Origin of the sequence: Nocardia sp. MH4, from assembly GCF_019266065.1 — a bacterium.
In the GTDB taxonomy this organism is placed as follows: domain Bacteria; phylum Actinomycetota; class Actinomycetes; order Mycobacteriales; family Mycobacteriaceae; genus Nocardia; species Nocardia canadensis.
Window position 1 is genome coordinate 13413 of sequence record NZ_LPNR01000101.1, and the last position, 17714, is coordinate 31126.

Below are 17714 nucleotides of genomic sequence, written 5' to 3' on the forward strand. Positions count from 1 at the left end.
GTGGGGAACACCCCCGGAGGTCGCCCGTCCGGCCTCCGGGGCCACCCCCCAGCCCACCCGAACCACACCGGTGGACCCTCCACCGATCCGACCAACCATCAAAATATGAAGGAAAGGTTAGAACCATGGCGAACACGGCCTGGAACGACGTCACCGACGGCGGGCTGGAGACCTTGCAGCGCAGCCTGATCCCCATCGAGGCCGACACCAAGGACCAGCGCGGCTACAACCCCGACATCATTCCGGGACTGTTGCAGACCCACGACTACGCCCGCGCGATCCTCACCAAGTGCTCGGCCGTGCTGGATCTCGATGACGACAGCGAGGCGACCGCGATCGCGCGTCTGGAACGCCAGACCGTGCTCAACCTGCCCGACCATCAGTTCCACCTGCTCATCGGTGAAGCCGCGCTGCGGCTCACGGTCGGCAGTTCCGAGGTGATGGCCGCCCAGATCCGCATGCTCGGCGACATCCTGACCCTGCGTGACCACGTCAAGATCGGCATCATCCCGCTGAACGCCGAATTCGTGGCCCCGGCGATCAATTTCGTCCTCCACGACGAGACCTCCGCCGACAGCGAAGGAATCTCCGGGCCGATCGAGAACACCGAGACTTCCGAGATCGAGCTGCACACCCGCACTTTCGAGCTGCTCGCCACGACGGCGGTCTATGGCGAGGAGGCCCACGCCATCCTGGCCCGAGCACTGGCCAGTCACACCGAGTCCGGCATCTGAGCCAACCGAGCGGGAGGCCCCGCGACCAACCCGACGCCGCATCCCTCATCACGGCAGCCGAGAGGTTGGGCGGGGATTCGAGGCACCCCTCCGGCGAGGACAGGACATGACAGCCCCCAACCAGACAGTGGACACCAGCCGACCTAACGCCGCCCGCGTGTGCAACGTTCTGCTGGGCGGCAGAGACGGTTACGACCTCGATCGCGTGATCGCCGAGCCTCTTTTGGACAGCCAGTTCACCGTCGCCATGCGCGAAGCACGCCGCTTCGCCCGCCGCGCCGTTGAGCACCTGCGCAACCAGCACCAAGTGACCCAGGTGGTCGAACTCGGCTGCGGATTCCCGGCACCACCGGACATCGGCGAGATCACCGCAGCCGCCAACAGCACCGCCCGCACCCTCTACATCGACAACGATCGTCTCGCCGCTACCCACGCCCGTGCCCTGCTGACCGAACCGAACAGTGTTGTCGCCGAAGTCGACCTCACCGATGTCAGTGCTGTCCTCGCCGAGATCACCGCGGTCATGGACTCCACCGCGCCTTTAGCGGTCTGCCTGTCCGGGACCGCTGAACTCCTCGCCGACGCCCCCGCCGTTCTCCACGAGCTGACCCGCCAGCTCCGACCCGGAACCTGGATCGTGTTCAGCCATATCACCGACGACGTCGCCGGGAACGACATCGGTAGCGCCGTCGCGGCTCTGGGCGACGCGGGCATCGGCTTTCACCCGCGCGACCGCGACACGATCACCGCGATGCTGGCCCCCTACCGGCTCGCCGCTCCCGGATTGATCGCACCACACCGGTGGCGGCCCACCGATACCGAGCACAACACCCTGCGGCCTCTACACCCCGACACCTGGGACCTGGCCGCCTACGCCGCCATCGGCCAACTGCCGCCATAGCACCCAAGCCCTGGCTCCCCACGACCCGACCAGCATCGCGACCTTGCGGGCCCTGTCAGACATCCGCACCGCCGCCGACCACCCATCCAGACAGCGCAACCAACTCAGTCGAGCACGCACCGGTGAACACCGCCGCGACTCGAAGCCCGTCGTCGAATGGCCTTGGTGCACAAGCGATGTCGCCCTAACACCTTTCGTAGACGACACCTTTCGCTGGCACAGCTCCACACACGGAAGCGACGGCCAGCATCTCAGGGGCACGGAACGCGACGAACCGCGATCCGGCACGTGAAATATCGGAGGACTCGATGAGCATTCATCAGCTGGTCGTTATCGGCTACGACGAGATCGTTCGCAACAAGTACATGCCCGTCATCCGGCAGGCGATCGCCGAGGGACACCTCGATTCCTGGTCGCTGATAGACCTCGAATCCGAGCGCGAGGTCATCGAGGCACGGCTTGTCGGTGCGGACCCGCAGCCGCGCACGAAGTTCTTCGTCCAGGCCGACCGAGGCGATCCCGCACTGGCTCTGGAAACAGCGCAGACAGCGCTGCGTTTCCTGCGGTCGCCGGGCCTGCCGATGCTGGCCTACATCGCCACCGAGGTCGGCTCGCACTTGCAATACCTGCGCCGGTGCGTGGCCGAAGGCATCAACTCACTGGTCGAGAAGCCGGTTTTCGCTCCGATGCTCGATGGCACGTTCGAACCCTCCCTGATTTCCACGACCATGGACGAGCTGATCTCCGACGCCGCACGAAGGACCGCGCGGCACTCGGTGATGACTTTGAGCCGCTACCACAGCATCTACAACGACCGGCTCATCGGAGCATTGCGCGAACGGATGCTCGCGTGGAAGGCACCGTTGACCTCGTTTCATCTGCGGGCCGCAGGCGGAGTCTGGAATCTGTCGCACGAGTTCGTAACCCGCGACGACCACCCCTACCGGCACGGATACGGGATGCTGATGCACGGCAGCTACCACTACATCGACCTCGCGGTCCAGGTCCTCTCGCTCAACAAGCTGCTCTTCCGAGGCCGGCCGCTGCGGTTGCAGGTGAGCTCTTTCGGCGCGTTTCCCGCCGACCAAGACCAGCGAGTGTCTGCCCCGGCCACGAAGTTGCTCGGTGGGCACTCGAAATGTGCTGCGCTGGCGCGTGAACCGGGCCGCTACGGCGAAACCGACATCACCTCCACGTTCCGGCTGATCGACGCCGAAACCGAGTCCACGATCACCTTGGGCACGCTGTCTTTCGAGCAGACGACGCCCTCGATTCGGAGCTGGCAGGCGTTCCCTGACGGGGTGTACAACAAGAACGGCCGGACCAGCAGCGTCGATCTGGAAGCGCAGCTGTCGACGCTGTACTCGGTGCACGTGCACTGCTACGACGTGCCTCGCGGGCCCGATGCCGACAAGATCGGCGCGGTCGCAGAGATTCTCACCCGCGCCAATGCCTCGCTGCTCACCGACGATGAGTACGTTTCGCGCGAAACTTTCGACGGCCTCTTCCACAGCGATAGTAACCGCGCCCTGATGCAGAACTGGTTGCGCGGCACCGAAACCCGCAGCCGACTGCAGGACCACTACCTGCCGATGCGTGTCACCGAAGCCCTCGCGCTATCGCTGCGCATCCCCGGCCAAATCGTGGAAGTCGACGGATTCTAGGAGCCCCCCATGTACCTCACACGCTCTCAAAAAGATGTCACCGCCTTCTATCTCGCAGCATTGGCGGGCGAAGCGCCGACAGCGGAGCGACTGTCGGCACCGGTCTCAGACAGGTTCGCCGAATTCCTCAACGCCGTCGATAACAGTGCTCCCCGAACCGCGCTCGACCTCGGATACGGCAGGGGCACCTACACGGTCGCCTTGGCCCGAGCTGGTTTCGATGTCGTGGCCGTCGACCAGGTCCCGGCCCAGATCCTGCGCTCACGGCTGACGGGCCTGGCGAACCTGGCCGACCACATCGACGTGGTTCAACAGCGGATCGAAACCTTCTCCGTCCACAGACAGTTCGGTGTCGTTGTCGCCAAAGATGTTCTGCACTACCTGCGCCAGGATCAGGTCCGCGAGCTCCTGACCCGCTACATCCAGCGCGCCCCCGTCGGCACAGGACATTTCCTCGAGGTGTTCACCGATATCTCCCGCACCGACCGGCATGGACGTCGGGTGTTGATCGAGGACGAGGCCACCTACACCGCCGACACCTTCCGCACCACGATCGAACGCCTCTACACCGGATGGGCCTGCCACATGAGCTTGACCCGACACAGTGAGCGCAACACCGACTCGGAGCACAACTACTTCGAAGCCAACAGGATCACTGTCCACGCACACCGCACCACCGACCACCAGGCCCGCCGATGAGTACCGACCCGCTCGGGCTCACGGTCATCGTGCCCTGCCACAACAGCGGAAACTTCGTCCTGGAGGCAGTCGAATCCGCTGTTGGACAGCCGATGTCGTTTCGCTACGAAGTTCTCGTGGTCGATGACGGCAGCGACGACCCCGACACACTGGCCAGCCTCGATGCCTGCCAGGAGTTGCCGAACGTCCGCGTCATTCGGCGAAGCGACAACCGTGGCGCACAGGGGGCCCGCACCGCCGCGCTCTACTACGCCCGTTACCCCTACGTCCTCCCATTGGATTCAGATGACCGGCTGGCCACTGACCCCGACCTCCTCGCAGCCGGTAGCTACCCCGAACGAGCGGTCCAGCTCCTGGCCTCCTCACCGGACCTTGCTTTCGTCCACACCTACTCGCAGATGTTCGCCGGGTTCGACGGACTGACGATCTCGGCCTATCCCTGCCGCGAGGAACTGCTCGTCCGCAAGCACCACGCGCCGATGTCGATCGTCTACGGGCGCGCCGATGCCCTCGCCGCGGGCGGCTACGACGAGCGGGTCTGTAAGTGGCAGGACTGGGCCTTCGCGATCGATCTGCTCGCCGCCCGCCACCGGCGAGGCAAGCCCAACGAGATCGGCTGCATACCGGGCCCGCTCCACGAGTACCGCGTCCACAATCGGTTCGCTCGCATATCCGCCAGCCAAGTCGATGAACTGGAGTCGGTGCGATACGTGGTCAAGAAGAACCTCGGCTACTTCCAGACGATCCTCGGCAAGGATCGCCCTGCCGACGACATCGCCGCGTTCGTTCACGCTTGCAAGCCCGACCGGTTGACCGACCTTCTCCACATGGCCGCCGTCGACCTCGACCAGGCCCTGGCACTGGCTCAGGGACGCAAAGCCACCCTGGGCAGTGCTGTCGATGTATTGGGGATCCCGTGACCGAGACGAACGCGACGCCACCTCCCACCGGCGGCGGTCAGACAGCCGATGGGCAGGCAATATGCTGGGCGACTGTGACCGATACCCACCACACAGACAGCACTGACCCCACAACCCTGCCGACGACTTTCGTACCGGTAGAACTAGAGGGTGAGCTGTACGTACGGTGGGTAGCCAACGGCTACTTCAAAGCCGATGAGACCAGCGACAAGCCCGCCTACACCGTCGTTATCCCGCCCCCTAACGTCACCGGCCGCCTGCACATGGGCCATGCCTACGAGCACACCCAGATCGACGCGATTACCCGCCGCAAACGTATGCAGGGCTTCGAGACGCTGTGGCAACCCGGTATGGACCACGCGGGCATCGCCACCCAGAACGTGGTCGAACGCGAACTCGCCAAAGAGGGCCTCTCGCGACACGATCTCGGACGTGAGGCGTTTGAGGCGCGTGTGTGGCAGTGGAAGGCCGAGTCCGGTGGCGCCATCTCCGATCAGATGCGTCGCCTCGGCGACGGCGTCGACTGGGACCGCGAGCGGTTCACCATGGACGAGGGGCTCTCGCGCGCTGTCCAGACGATCTTCAAACGCCTCTACGACGACGGCCTCATCTACCGGGCCGAACGCATCATCAACTGGTGCCCGCGCTGCGCGACCGCGATCTCCGATATCGAGGTCGATCACAAGGACCTCGACGGCGAGCTGGTCTCGATCCGATACGGCGAGGGCGATGACCAGATCGTTGTCGCGACCACCCGCGCCGAAACGATGCTCGGTGACACCGCCGTGGCCGTTCACCCCGACGACCCCCGATACAGCCACCTCATCGGTCGCGAGATCGAGCTGCCGCTGACCGGTCGCCGTATCCCTGTGGTTGCCGACGAGCACGTCGATCCCGAATTCGGTTCCGGCGCTGTGAAAGTCACCCCCGCCCACGACCCCAACGACTTCGAGATCGGCCAACGCCACAGTCTGCCCTCGCTCACGGTGATGGACGACCACGCGATCATTACCGCCCCTGGCCCGTTCCAAGGGCTCGATCGTCTCGAAGCTCGCAGCGCCGTCGTCGCCGCATTGCGAGCCGACGGACGCATCGTCGCGGAGAAGCGGCCTTACACCCACGCTGTCGGGCACTGCTCGCGCTGCGGCACCGTGATCGAGCCGCGCCTGTCGATGCAGTGGTGGGTCAAGGTCGCACCACTGGCCAAGGCCGCCGGTGACGCCGTTCGTGACGGCCAGGTGGCCATCCATCCCCCCGAGTTGGCTGGCCGCTACTTCGACTGGGTTGACAACCTGCGCGACTGGAACATCTCCCGCCAGCTGTGGTGGGGCCACCGCATTCCTGTCTGGTACAGCCCCACCGGTGAGGTCAAGTGCGTCGGCGCAGGTGAGACCGCTCCGGAGGGTTGGACGCAAGACCCCGATGTCCTCGACACCTGGTTCTCTTCGGCACTGTGGCCGTTCTCGACCATGGGCTGGCCCGATCAGACTGACGGCCTCGCGAAGTTCTACCCCAACAGCGTGCTATTCACCGGGTATGACCTGCTGTTCTTCTGGATCGCCCGGATGATGATGTTCGGGATCTACGCAACCGGCCAGGCACCATTCGAGACGATCGCCTTGCACGGCATGGTGCGCGACAAGCACGGCAAGAAGATGTCCAAGTCGTTCGGCAACGTGGTCGATCCAATCGAGTGGATGGACTCCTACGGCACCGACGCCCTGCGCTTCGCCCTGGCACGCGCCGCCAACCCCGGCACCGACGCACCGATCGCGGAAGAGTCCGTCGCGGGCAGCCGCAACTTCACAACCAAACTGTGGAACGCGAGCCGATTCGCACTGCTCAACGGTGCAACGACCACCGGGCCTCTGCCGCCGGTTGAGGATCTCTCGGTCACCGACCGTTGGATTCTGTCGCGGCTCAACGCTGTGATCGCCGAAGCCGACGGCTACTACGAGGACTACCAGTTCGCGAAACTATCCGACCTGCTCTACCACTTCGCCTGGGACGAAACCTTCGACTGGTACCTCGAACTGTCCAAAGCCGTATTCGCCCACGGCGGTCCAGCCGCAGATGCGTCGCGTCGGGTCCTCGGGCATGTGCTCGACACCCTGCTGCGGCTGCTGCACCCACTCGTGCCGTTCGTCACCGAGAAGCTGTGGACCACACTCACCGGCGAAGAATCGGTCGTCATCGCCACTTGGCCACACGATTCCGGCCTCCGGGACCCGGCCGCCGAGGCCACGGTGGCTCAGTTGCAGCAACTCGTGACCGAAGTTCGACGCTTCCGCTCCGAGCAGGGTGTACGAACCAGCCAGCGGGTGCCCGCCGAACTCACCCTCACCGACGCATTGGCGGGCCACGAGGCGGCCATCCGGCAACTGCTGCGTCTCGATCCCCCTACGGCTGACTTCCACTCGACCGCGGCACTGCCGATCGGTGACTCACGTGTGAGCCTGGACTTGTCGCAAGCGATCGACGTTGATGCCGAGAAGCGTCGCCTCGAAAAGGATCTCGCCGGCGCGCTCAAGGAAATCGAGGCTGCTGCTAAGAAGCTGAGCAACGACAGCTTCCTCGCCAAAGCTCCCAACGACATCGTCGCCGGTATCCGCACCCGTCACCAGAACGCCGAGCTGGACGCCCAGCGAATCCGCGAGCAACTCGCCGTGCTGCTCGGATAGCCCTTCGACCGACCGCGAGGCCCCTGACACGGCGTGGCCGTACCCTCGTCACAACACGGGACAGCGGGCCTCGCGGCACCCAATCCGACTTTTTTCATACCGGGACCGAGTTTGGTCCGAACAACTTGACCGGCAATCTGGCAACGACGATGGAGAGTCTTGAAACGCGGGCCCTTTCCTCCCGAGCCGCCGACGTCGCTGACCGACGCCGGTGCGATCAGAAGCAATGATTGGTCGGCGTTTTCAGGGCTGACTCATATGGAGGATCATTTCACCGTCAAACCGTGGCCCGACGGGTTCTCGGCGTACTACTGGTATCTGACGTTCGAGGACGCCGAGCTGGTCTCCTTGGCTCAACATTGCCAAAAGAGCTTGAGTTCCTATGGACTGCACCCGGTCCCGCTGTCGTCGCTGCACATGACCCTGTGCCGGGTTGGTGCCGCCGATACGATCAGCGATACCGCCATCGCGGTAGTCGCCTCCAGCGCCGTCGAGGCTCTCGACCGCATCGACAGCTTCGAGATCGAGGTCGGGCCTCTGGCCGGTTCCTCGGGAGCGATCCGATTCTCGGTAACGCCCTGGTCGTCGATCTGGCAGCTCACCACGATTCTGCGTAGTCAATCTGAGAACGTCGCAGCGAGCCCAGCGTCAAAACCTCTCTCCCACTTCCGCCCCCACGTCGGGATCGCCTACAGCAATCGGCGCCAAGAGATCGCGCCCATCATCGAGCGAGTCTCACAGTTACGCAACATGGTTCCCGTCCCGGTCACGGTCAAGCAAGTCAAGCTCGTCCGCCTCTGGCGATCCCAGTATTCCTACCAATGGGACGACATCGCCACTATCGCCCTTCGATAGGGCGAGCACCCTCGGAAACCACGCTCGCCGAAGATGACCACTCCTCGAGCTCGCTCAGATACGTGCCAACGACCCGACGATCGATCGCGTCGACAACGTCGGCGAGTTCGTGGGCACGCTGCCAGACCGAGCGGATCGGCTGGCCGTGCGAGGCTGCCAGCGCTTGCCGTGCCAGCGACATCGCATGTTCGGTGTCAGGGCGCTTCTGCTTGACCAGGGCTGTTGCGACGTCCAGCCGAACGAGGGCTTGACTCCACACCGAGTCCGACGTGTCCACCAACTCGGCCACCAATTGACCGTACTCGAGAGTCTTGCTGTGATCTCCGGCAGACAAATGAGCTGTCGCGGCGTTGGCCATCAGCCGTGGCACGCTGTAAGGCTCGAACGACAATGCGGGCGTCAGCCCATGCGACGTGCCCGTGTTGTCACTGAGGTTCAGCGCCGCCTCGATCGCCGTGTGTACGCCGACGGAATCTCCGAGTTTGCCCAATGCACGGGCCAGGCCGTTGGCGTACAGGCGGATCGCTTGTCCACTCGAACCCGCAACCCGTAACCCTTCTTGCGCAGCATCGACGGCGCGTGTGTAGTCGCCCTGATAGTAGGAGCAGAAGCTCTGCGTCCCTTTGACCCACGCGATCAGCTCCAGGTCTCGCGTGAACTCCGCGAGGCCGAGAGCTTCTTCGCCGTACATCCTTGAGTGCTGGAAACGTCCTAGGTTGACCGCCATATACGCCAGCGCGCCCGACATCTGGCACGCGAACCGATACAGCCGCGCCAGATGCAGCGGTTGCCGACACTGCTCGAGCAAGACGTCAACTTGCCGACGAAGGGCGAGAACTTCTGGTGCGAGAAGTGTCGGTCCTTCTGCTTCGTATCGGATCAGGATGTCCCCGAACGCCACCTCGATCACGTCGAGCACTCCGTCGTCGACACCTTTGGCCCGCAGCAGCCGCATACGTTCGATGATCAGGGACGGTCGTTCGAAGGTGGCGTCTACCTCGCCGCGGGCGGGTCGAGTAGCAGTGGTTGCGGGAGAGCCGCTCCGCGGTGATCGTCGGAATTCCTCCCACTCGCGTTGGCCAGCCGCGACCATCGCTTCGAACCGGGCGCGGTCCTCTTCGCTGGTGTACCGCCGCAGGGTGATGTCGAGGATCTCTTGCACCTTGGACCGGGGTCTGACCGCGCTCAAACCCGCACGCCAATTGTTAACCGTGGTCGTCTCGACACCAAGCAGCGCGGCGAATTCTCGGTTCGATTTACGCATCGCCTCTTGCAGCGCAGCCGCCTCGAAGCCGGTCCATCCCCGCCCTCGTATCATCGCCGCCCCCAACAATTTCAGCATCTGAGCTGGTAGATGAACCCGGTACGCCCACGCTACCCCACCGCTATGCGGTTCCTTGCGCAGTTACGCGCAGTCCACGACGGGAATCAGAACTCGTTGCTGGGCAACCGATCACGCACCTCGACCGGTTGGTGCCCCACACATCGGACACGTCACAAGAGGCGCGGACATGACCGAGTCTCGGGGGACCACCGTGGGTTTCGGATACGGCCTGTCCTTGCCGACTGTTCTCACACTTCGATCTTTTCAGCGATCAGCCGTGAAACCTGTTCGTGTGAGTCACGGCTCAGGTGTACGCCGTCGATTCCAGGACACCCGACCGTAGCCGCGTCGGCGAACAAAACTCCGCGCTTGGAAGCGACGCGACGTATCGCACCGCCGAGTTCGCGTGATTTATGCACGGAGTCATCGTCGTACTCAGAGCTCTGCTCAGAAAACTCCGGCTGACTGGCATCGAGGTGAATCGGACTGACCAGCAATACCGCAGGAACCGCGCCGGTTCGAGTCCACGCCGTGCGCTCGACGTTGTCGATATAGCCCTCGAGCGCGGCGGCAACGGCATCTGGTTCTCGACCGAATTTGGTCTTGAGATCATTGTTTCCCAACATGACCACAACCATGTCCAAGGGCGAGTGGCTGCGCAGACAGGGTTGAAAGTATGTACGACCGTTGCGATCGTCACGATCGGGATCGTCCAAGTCAGTGGTCCGGCCGCCGAGACCTTCCTCGATAACGGCGTATCCGGCACCGAGACGTTGCTGTAGCCGCCCAGTCCAGCGCACGTCGACTGGCCAGCGACCGCGCCGTTCAGCCGGTTGGCCGAAGGTGTTCGAGTCACCGAAGCACAAGACGGTAAAGGCGTCAGGATTAACAATCAAGGTTGGATTCCTACAGGTTGGGTGGAAACTCCGAGGTAGTTGACGACATCGTCGAGCCCATCCAGCCGTTGCCGACTTCGACGGTCCAGCAGCTCATGGGTCAGTGTGTGGGCCAGCGGGATGTGACCAACGAATTCCGGTGCCAGCGCGCAAGCGTCGCGAAGGGTGTCAACGGCTCCCGCATCGTCTCGACTGTGGATCTGGGCTTGGGCAACGTTGATGAGCCTGCGACTTTGGAGGGTAGGCGGAATTCCGGGACCTCCGCTACTGACAGCAGCCGCAAGTTTCAGAGCCTCACGCGGCCGACTAGCCCCCATCTCGTTGATGACACCAAAACTAGCGGCCGAGGTGCGACCGAACACATTGGATACCTCGGGCCTATCGACATAGGCGTCTTCCAGCTGAGTCCCCGCTGCGTCGCATAAGCGGAGGAACCTCTGCGCTTCGCGGTAGTCCCCTGATCGTGAGGCCGCGAAGGCGGCGTAGCAGAGAAGTTCTCCCCAGATGGCGACATGGCGAGGTGTAGCTGTGGACAAACGAGGCTCGATTTCCGCAGCCGCTCGTTCGGCATGGGCGACCGCGTCGTCGTACATGTTGTTCTTAGCCAGGAGCCATGACTGAGATCCTTTGATCGCAGCTCGAGTCAGGTCATCTCCGCTCTCAGCCGCGAACTGATCCGCGCGGAGAAGCGCCAAGGATGCCAAGTCCGCCTGACCTGCGTAACCCAGGAGGTTAGAGGAGGCATGGAGCAACTGGGCAAGCGAAACATGTGCCTGGCACCGCGACTCGCCCCCGGTGTCCTCGATTGCGTTGTACGCGCTTGCCAGGACGCCAGGCAGTATGCGCTGCATTTCGCTGAACCGAGCCGAGAAGAATAAGTCCCAGACGTAGGGAACCGCAGCCGTGAACTCCAACTCGGTGCCAGGTGGGGTGCTCGGAATGGAGCCCATAAGGACTCGCCGCAACTGAAAAATGCCGTCCTCGGGCGAGCCACTGCTCGAGCCATTCAACGCCAGGCCGGTGCCAGGATGGGTTGTCGTGGCTGGCTGTTGCATTCGCGGTCGGTGCCGTCGCCGCCACGCCGCCTCGCCTTCGGCCACTATTTGATCGAACCGCAACCGATCTTCTGGGCTGGCGTGTTGCCGGTAGGTGGTATCGAGGATCGCTTGTGCCTTGGACCGGGGTCTGACCGCGCTCAATCCCGCACGCCAATTGTTGATCGTGGTGGTCTCAACGCCCAGCAGCGCGGCAAACTCTCGGTTCGATCTACGCATCGCCTCTTGCAACGCGGCTGCTTCGAAGCCGGTCCACCCCCGCCCTCGTATCATCGCCGCCCCCAGGGTTTCAGCATCTGAGCTGGTAAATGGACCAGAAAACCCTACGGTACCCCACCGCTATGCGGTTCCACACGCCGTTACTCGCAGCCATGATGGGCATCAGAAATGCTACCGCGCAGACGATTACGCACCTGGCCTAATCGCTCCGCGCCATCGGGCACGGCATCAGGAGGCCACCAAATGAGAAGCTCCGATGATCTCAACCGAGCCCACGACCACCGTGCGTCCTCTGGCCCTGACCTACCGCATGATTCCCTGACCAAAGTCGAACAGCCACCGCGACAACGCCGACCAGACAGAAGGACCCCGAATGGACAGCGCTCAACCGACAGCTGAGGCCCAGATCCGGCAACACGCCATCGCCCTGGCCGCCCTCGCGCACAACGGCCTCGTCTTCGCCACCGACGTCTTCGACCGGCAACGCTACGAACAGGCCAAACAGATCGCCGCGGACCTGCTCGCCCTCATCAGCAACGGCACCGTCGAGGATGTGCAGAAGAACGTGTTCCTCGAAAAGGGGTACATGACACCCAAAGTCGACGTCCGAGGCGGCGTCTTCGATGACAACGGTCGCATCCTGCTCATCCGCGACCGCAGCGACGAAAGATGGACTTTGCCCGGCGGCTGGTGTGATGTCCTGGAACCACCATCGCTCGCAGTCGAACGCGAAGTCGAGGAAGAATCCGGAATCACCGTGCGCGCCAGCAAGCTCGTGGCTCTACACGACCGTGACGTGCAAGGCCACGAGCCCGCCTTCCCCTACCACGTATACAAGCTGTTCTTCCTATGCGAGACCATCTCCCACGGCCAACCAAGCCCCGTAGAGACCATGGAAATCGGCTGGTTCGACATCGACAACCTGCCCGAACTATCGACCACCCGCGTACTCGGCACCCAAATCCGACTCCTCCACGACCACTGGAACAAGCCAGACCTACCGACGATGTTCGACTGACCACCCGTCAACACCGACTGTCGTAGGCGTTGACGCCCAAGTTTCGAGCCGTACTTGGCCGATTCCAAAGTCACTAAGGCTGCCACCCCAAACGATGACAGGCCATCCACTGTGCAGGCAATGCCCGGTGAGGATCTACAGCCCGACCTTGGCTGGTGCCCGGTTGACATGGGCGGCCAGCGCGGTGATGACGAGTTCGGCGTCGCGATGGACCCCGCGCAGGGTGTTGGAGGAGAACGACCGCTGGAACTCCAGGCCGAGGTAGACCAACCCGGGGTGTGTCGTCGAGACCCCGGCGCTGTGGAGGGGGTAGCCGTCGGCGAGTGCGCCGAGTTCGGTGAGGTAGCCGAGGTTGGGTCGGTAGCCGGTGGCGAACAGCACGGTGTCGACCGGTTCGCGGGTGCCGTCGGCCCAGACGACGGTGTCGGTGTCGAAGCTGGTGAACATGGGTCGCCGGTCCATTCGGCCGCTGGTGAGGGCGTGCTGGTAGTCGCCGGTGTCCATGACCAGGGTGCCGCCGACGTAGCGGATGAGCCATTCCGGTGGGAGCTGGTCGAATCCGGTGGAGACGAGCCAGTGGTGGATGTCGTGTCCGTCGCGGTGTTGGGGCAAGAAGTTGATCCGGTTGTGGGTGGCCAGGGTGACGGTGGCGTGGTCGGCGAGTTCGTAGGCGACCTGCACCGCGGAGTTGCCCGCACCGACCACGATGACCCGCTGGCCGGTGTAGTCCTCGGGGCGGCGGTAGTCGGCGGCGTGCAGCAGGTTGCCGCCGAACTGGTCTTGTCCGGGGAACTCGGGCAGGTGTGGGTTACCGAAAGATCCGGTGGCGGCGACGATTCCGGCGGTGTGGAATTGTTGTCCATCAGTGGTGTGGACGACGAACCCTTCCTCGGGATGGGCCTGCACCGTGGTGACAGTGGTGTTGGTGCGGATGTCGGCGTCGAGGGTTTTGGCGTAGCGGCGCAGGTAGTCCACGACTTCGTCGCGGTGGGGGTAGTGGTCGGGGTCGGCGGGAAAGTCCAGGCCCGCAAGGCTGCTGTGCTGGGCGGGTGCGAACAGGGTGAGGCTGTCGTAGTAGTGCGGCCAGGACCCGACAGGATCAGCCCCGGCTTCCAGGACAACCGGGTGGAGATGACGGTCGGTCAGGGCGCGGGCGGCGGCGAGTCCGGATTGGCCAGCGCCGATGACGAGGGCGTCGATCACGAGAGTTTTTCTTTCCGTGAGAGTTTCGGGATGGTAGTCAGCGACAGGGCCGCAGCGGCTGCGGCGGCGATGCCCAGGATCAAGAAGGTGCCCGGATAGCCACCCAGGCCCGAGGCCAGTGCGGTGGCAGCGAACGGCGCCGACGCCACGGTGATGGTCATCGGTGCCGAAAGCAGCCCGGTGAGTTGCCCGTAGTGGGTCGAGCCCCAACGGTCGGTGATCGCGGTGGCTTGGAGCAAGGTGAAGACCCCGCGTGCCATGCCCGACAGCACGGCCGCGACAGTCAGTGCTGCTGCGGTGGTGAAGATTCCGAGCAGCATCGTGGTAGCAGCGATCGCGACCAGAATCACCGCCGTGCGGGTGCGCACACTGGTGCGGGCGGCGAACGCGCTGTAGCCGATCCGGCTCACGACCTGCCCGACACCACCGAGCCCGAGGGCGATCGCGGCAGTGGTGGTGGAGATCCCGCGTTCGGTCATCAACGGCACGAGGGTCACCACGACCGCGAAGGAAGCGAACCCGGTGACACTCAACGCGAAAGCCAGTGTGAGGAACGCTCGGCTGCGCGCGATCGTGCCGGGATCACCAAGATGGATGTGCTCGGTATCAGCGTCTGGTCGGTCGGGCCAGGGAACTCGCAGGCCGAACCAGTGACCGGGAACGGTCACGACCGCGAGAATCACCGCGAGCACCAGATAGGTTGCGCGCCAGTCGAACCGGGTCGCGAGTGCTGCGGTCAACGGCGCGAACACCGTGGACGCGAGTCCGCCGGCGAGTGTCAGCACCGTCAATGCCCTCACTCGGTCGGGCCCATACCAGCGGGTCAGCGCCGCGAATGCCGGTGGATACAGCACCGCACCCATCGAGACTCCGACCAGCGCCCAGCCGAGCAGAAACGTCATCAAGGTCTGGGCGGTAGCCACGATGATCAGTGCCGCGACCGCGAGCACCGAGCCTGCGGTCATCACGGCTCGTGGTCCGTGTCGGTCCAGTCGGCGACCGACGAAGATCCCGGTGAGCGCGGTGAGCAACTGCCCGGCCGAGAACACCGCCGTCAATGCGGTGGCAGACCAGCCGGTGTCGGTGGCGATGGATCCGAGCAGGACCGGGAAGGCGTAGAACAGGATTCCCCAGCTGGTGATCTCGGTGACGCACAAGACGACCAGCACCCGCCGCAACCCGGTCGCGGCGGGTGCCGCTGTTGTCGAAACAACCTGCATCGCAGTGGATCAGCGCACGGGCGAGGAGGTCAGGGGCAGTTCCCGGATCGCGGTCGGCATGCTCAGGGTCAACTCCTGCACCGCAGCCGGAGCCGCGCAGCACCCGCCCGCAGATTCTTCGGCCGGGGCGTCGAACAGGCCCGATCCGCCGCAAACACCGGTATCGGGCAAGGTCAGCTCGACCCGTTCGGCAGCTGCGTGGTCACCAGCGAGAGCTGCGACGATCGAGCGGACCTGCTCGTAGCCGGTCATCGCCAAGAACGTCGGTGCGCGGCCGTAGCTCTTCATCCCGGCCAGGAACACGCCGGGCTCGGGGTGTGACAGTTCTTTGACTCCGTGCGGGTAGACGGTGCCACAGGAGTGGGCGTTCGGGTCGATCAGCGGTGCCAGCTGGGTCGGCGCCTGCAAGGTCGCATCGAGGTCGAGGCGGATCTCCGAGAGCCACGACAGGTCCGGGCGGAACCCGGTCAACACGATGACTTCGTCGACGCCGGTAACCGGGTCACCTTCGGCGGGAATCAGGGTGAGCTGGCCGTTGTCGTGCTGTTCGACGGTCTCGGTGCGGAATCCGGTGACCACGGAGATGTGTCCGGCTTCGACGGCGGCTTGCGCGCGCAGTCCGAGTGCGCCGCGGGCGGGCAGTTCGTCTGCTTGTCCGCCGCCGAAGGTGGATCCGATCGCCCCGCGACGCAGCAGCCAGGTGATGCGAGTGTCGGGGTGCTCGGCAGCCAGGTCGGCGAGCACGATCAGCGCGGTGAGCGCGGAGTGGCCGCTTCCGGCGACGACGACGTGGTGACCGGCGTGGCGGGCGGCGACATCGGGGTCGGTGAGGTCGGGCACGCGGTAGGAGATCTGTTGCACCGCAGCGGTTTCCCCGATCGCGGGCAGCCCGTCGCCGCCGAGCGGGTTCGGTGTGGTCCATGTACCGGAGGTCTCGATAACCGCGCGAGCGGTGATCCGCTCCTCGCGGCCGTCGGCGGTGCGGATGTGCACGGTCAGTGGTTCGGTGTCGCGTCCGGCGTCGACGACGCGGTCGCGGCCACGGCGCGCCACACCGGTCACTTCGGTGTTGAACCGGGCTGCCTCGCCGAGCGCTTCGCCGAGCGGGCGCAGGTAGTTGGCGACCCATTCCGCACCGGTCGGGTAACCCTCGAGGTCGGGTTCGGTCCAGCCCTGCGCGTCGAGCAGGGGGCGTGCAGCGGGAGCGATCAGCTCGGCCCAGCGGGAGAACACTCGCACGTGATGCCACTGCGCGACAGCGGCACCGGCGTGCTCACCGCGTTCGAGCAGCAGGAACGGCAGTTCGCGGCGGGTGAGTTCGGCGGCGGCGGCCAGACCGACCGGGCCAGCTCCGACAATGACAACGGGCAGGGCGTTCATCACGAACCTCTTTCATCGACTTGGATCGATTAACTACGGCCGAGAGTATCGACTGGGGTCGATGAATGCAACCATCGATCTACGTCGATATACTGGCGGCATGCCCCTCGCCCTGCCCCAAGCCCAGGTCCTGCCTACCGGCGAGGCCACCACCTACGCCGAATGGTTCGCCTGCCTGGCCGAACCGGTACGAGTGCGATTGCTGCATGCCGTGGCGACCACTCCGAAAGGCATCACAGTCGGCGCGCTGACCGAGATCCTGGGCACCAGTCAGTCCACGACCTCCCATCACGTCCGCAAGCTCGCCGACGTCGGATTCGTGCGCCTGCACAAGGAGGGCACCGCCACCATCGTCACGGTCAACGAAGCCTGCTGCGCCGGGCTCCCGCACGCCGCCGATGCCGTAATGGGCCTGCTCGCCCCCCGCCCGTGCTGCCCCGCCGACCTTCCCCTGGACGTCACCGTCCGCGCCCTGGAACCCGGCGATTGGGCCGAGGTGCGGCGCATCTACGGCGAGGGCATCGCCACCGGGATCGCGACGTTCGAGACCGAGGTCCCGACCCGCGCGCATCTCGACAAACACTGGCTGCCCGGACACCGTTGGGTCGCCGAGCTCGACGGACAGGTCGTGGGCTGGACCGCCGCGAGCGCGGTGTCGAGCCGTGAGTGCTACGCCGGGGTCGCTGAGACCTCGGTCTATGTCGCGGACTCCCATCGCGGTCGCGGCGTCGGCAAAGCCCTGCTGCACAAGCAGGTCCTCGCCGCCGACGACGACGGCTTGTGGACGTTGCAGACCTCGATCTTCACCGACAACCGCGCCTCACTCGCCCTGCATCACAGCGCCGGGTACCGCACTGTCGGCGTACGCGAACGCATCGCCCAACGAGACGGCCTCTGGCGCGACACGGTCTTGCTCGAACGCCGCTCATCGGTGCGGTAACAGGC

At 64.6% G+C, this 17714-nt stretch carries 15 protein-coding genes; 9 read left to right on the top strand and 6 right to left on the bottom strand.

Annotated elements, in window-relative coordinates:
• Positions 1-125: 125 nt before the first annotated feature.
• The 7 genes from ATM97_RS15870 (at position 126) to ATM97_RS15900 (ending at position 8454) form a co-directional block, all read left to right on the top strand.
• Positions 126-734 (top strand): DUF5753 domain-containing protein, encoded by a 609-nt coding sequence (locus ATM97_RS15870; RefSeq protein WP_218718793.1) that lies wholly within the window; start codon positions 126-128, stop codon positions 732-734.
• Positions 735-840: 106 nt separating this feature from the next.
• The gene (locus ATM97_RS15875; protein ID WP_218718794.1) at positions 841-1635 is read left to right on the top strand and encodes an SAM-dependent methyltransferase; all 795 of its coding nucleotides are present in this window, start codon (positions 841-843) and stop codon (positions 1633-1635) included.
• Between the two features lie 308 nt (positions 1636-1943).
• A complete protein-coding gene (locus ATM97_RS15880; RefSeq protein WP_218718795.1) occupies positions 1944-3299 on the top strand; it encodes a hypothetical protein in 1356 nt (451 codons plus the stop codon).
• A 9-nt stretch (positions 3300-3308) separates the two neighbouring features.
• Positions 3309-3998 carry a bifunctional 2-polyprenyl-6-hydroxyphenol methylase/3-demethylubiquinol 3-O-methyltransferase UbiG gene (locus ATM97_RS15885; RefSeq protein ID WP_218718796.1) on the top strand — a complete coding sequence of 230 codons (690 nt, stop codon included), beginning with the start codon at positions 3309-3311 and terminating at the stop codon, positions 3996-3998.
• Positions 3995-4918 carry a glycosyltransferase family 2 protein gene (locus ATM97_RS15890; protein WP_218718797.1) on the top strand — a complete coding sequence of 308 codons (924 nt, stop codon included), beginning with the start codon at positions 3995-3997 and terminating at the stop codon, positions 4916-4918. Before ATM97_RS15885 ends, ATM97_RS15890 begins: the two co-directional genes overlap by 4 nt.
• Positions 4919-4992: 74 nt before the next feature.
• Positions 4993-7599, top strand: a complete 2607-nt coding sequence (locus ATM97_RS15895; protein ID WP_308248499.1) for a valine--tRNA ligase — start codon at positions 4993-4995, stop codon at positions 7597-7599.
• 159 nt (positions 7600-7758) lie between these two features.
• Positions 7759-8454, top strand: a complete 696-nt coding sequence (locus ATM97_RS15900) for a 2'-5' RNA ligase family protein (protein ID WP_218718798.1) — start codon at positions 7759-7761, stop codon at positions 8452-8454.
• Here the strand turns inward: ATM97_RS15900 and ATM97_RS15905 are convergent.
• The 3 genes from ATM97_RS15905 to ATM97_RS15915 form a co-directional block, all read right to left on the bottom strand.
• Positions 8438-9796 (bottom strand): hypothetical protein, encoded by a 1359-nt coding sequence (locus ATM97_RS15905; protein ID WP_218718799.1) that lies wholly within the window; start codon positions 9794-9796, stop codon positions 8438-8440. The genes ATM97_RS15900 and ATM97_RS15905 overlap by 17 nt on opposite strands.
• 230 nt (positions 9797-10026) lie before the next feature.
• Positions 10027-10674: a GDSL-type esterase/lipase family protein gene (locus tag ATM97_RS15910; RefSeq protein WP_218718800.1), complete on the bottom strand. Its 648-nt coding sequence runs from the start codon at positions 10672-10674 to the stop codon at positions 10027-10029.
• Positions 10671-11960, bottom strand: a complete 1290-nt coding sequence (locus tag ATM97_RS15915; protein WP_218718801.1) for a hypothetical protein — start codon at positions 11958-11960, stop codon at positions 10671-10673. Before ATM97_RS15915 ends, ATM97_RS15910 begins: the two co-directional genes overlap by 4 nt.
• Positions 11961-12321: 361 nt before the next feature.
• On the opposite strand from ATM97_RS15915, the gene ATM97_RS15920 reads away from it, so the two are divergent.
• Entirely contained in the window at positions 12322-12966 is a 645-nt protein-coding gene (locus tag ATM97_RS15920; RefSeq protein WP_218718802.1) for an NUDIX hydrolase N-terminal domain-containing protein, read from the top strand.
• Between the two features lie 135 nt (positions 12967-13101).
• On the opposite strand, the gene ATM97_RS15925 is transcribed toward ATM97_RS15920, so the two are convergent.
• The 3 genes from ATM97_RS15925 to ATM97_RS15935 are packed head-to-tail and all read right to left on the bottom strand — an operon-like array spanning position 13102 to position 16769.
• Complete coding sequence (locus ATM97_RS15925; RefSeq protein ID WP_218718803.1) at positions 13102-14169, bottom strand: NAD(P)/FAD-dependent oxidoreductase; 1068 nt, start codon at positions 14167-14169, stop codon at positions 13102-13104.
• Positions 14166-15389, bottom strand: coding sequence for an MFS transporter (locus ATM97_RS15930; RefSeq protein ID WP_218718804.1), 1224 nt, complete (start codon positions 15387-15389; stop codon positions 14166-14168). The genes ATM97_RS15925 and ATM97_RS15930 overlap by 4 nt, the downstream gene beginning before the upstream one ends.
• Before the next feature lie 9 nt (positions 15390-15398).
• Positions 15399-16769 carry an NAD(P)-binding domain-containing protein gene (locus tag ATM97_RS15935; RefSeq protein ID WP_218718805.1) on the bottom strand — a complete coding sequence of 457 codons (1371 nt, stop codon included), beginning with the start codon at positions 16767-16769 and terminating at the stop codon, positions 15399-15401.
• Positions 16770-16869: 100 nt separating this feature from the next.
• On the opposite strand from ATM97_RS15935, the gene ATM97_RS15940 reads away from it, so the two are divergent.
• The gene (locus tag ATM97_RS15940) at positions 16870-17709 is read left to right on the top strand and encodes a GNAT family N-acetyltransferase (protein WP_255587862.1); all 840 of its coding nucleotides are present in this window, start codon (positions 16870-16872) and stop codon (positions 17707-17709) included.
• Positions 17710-17714: the final 5 nt, after the last annotated feature.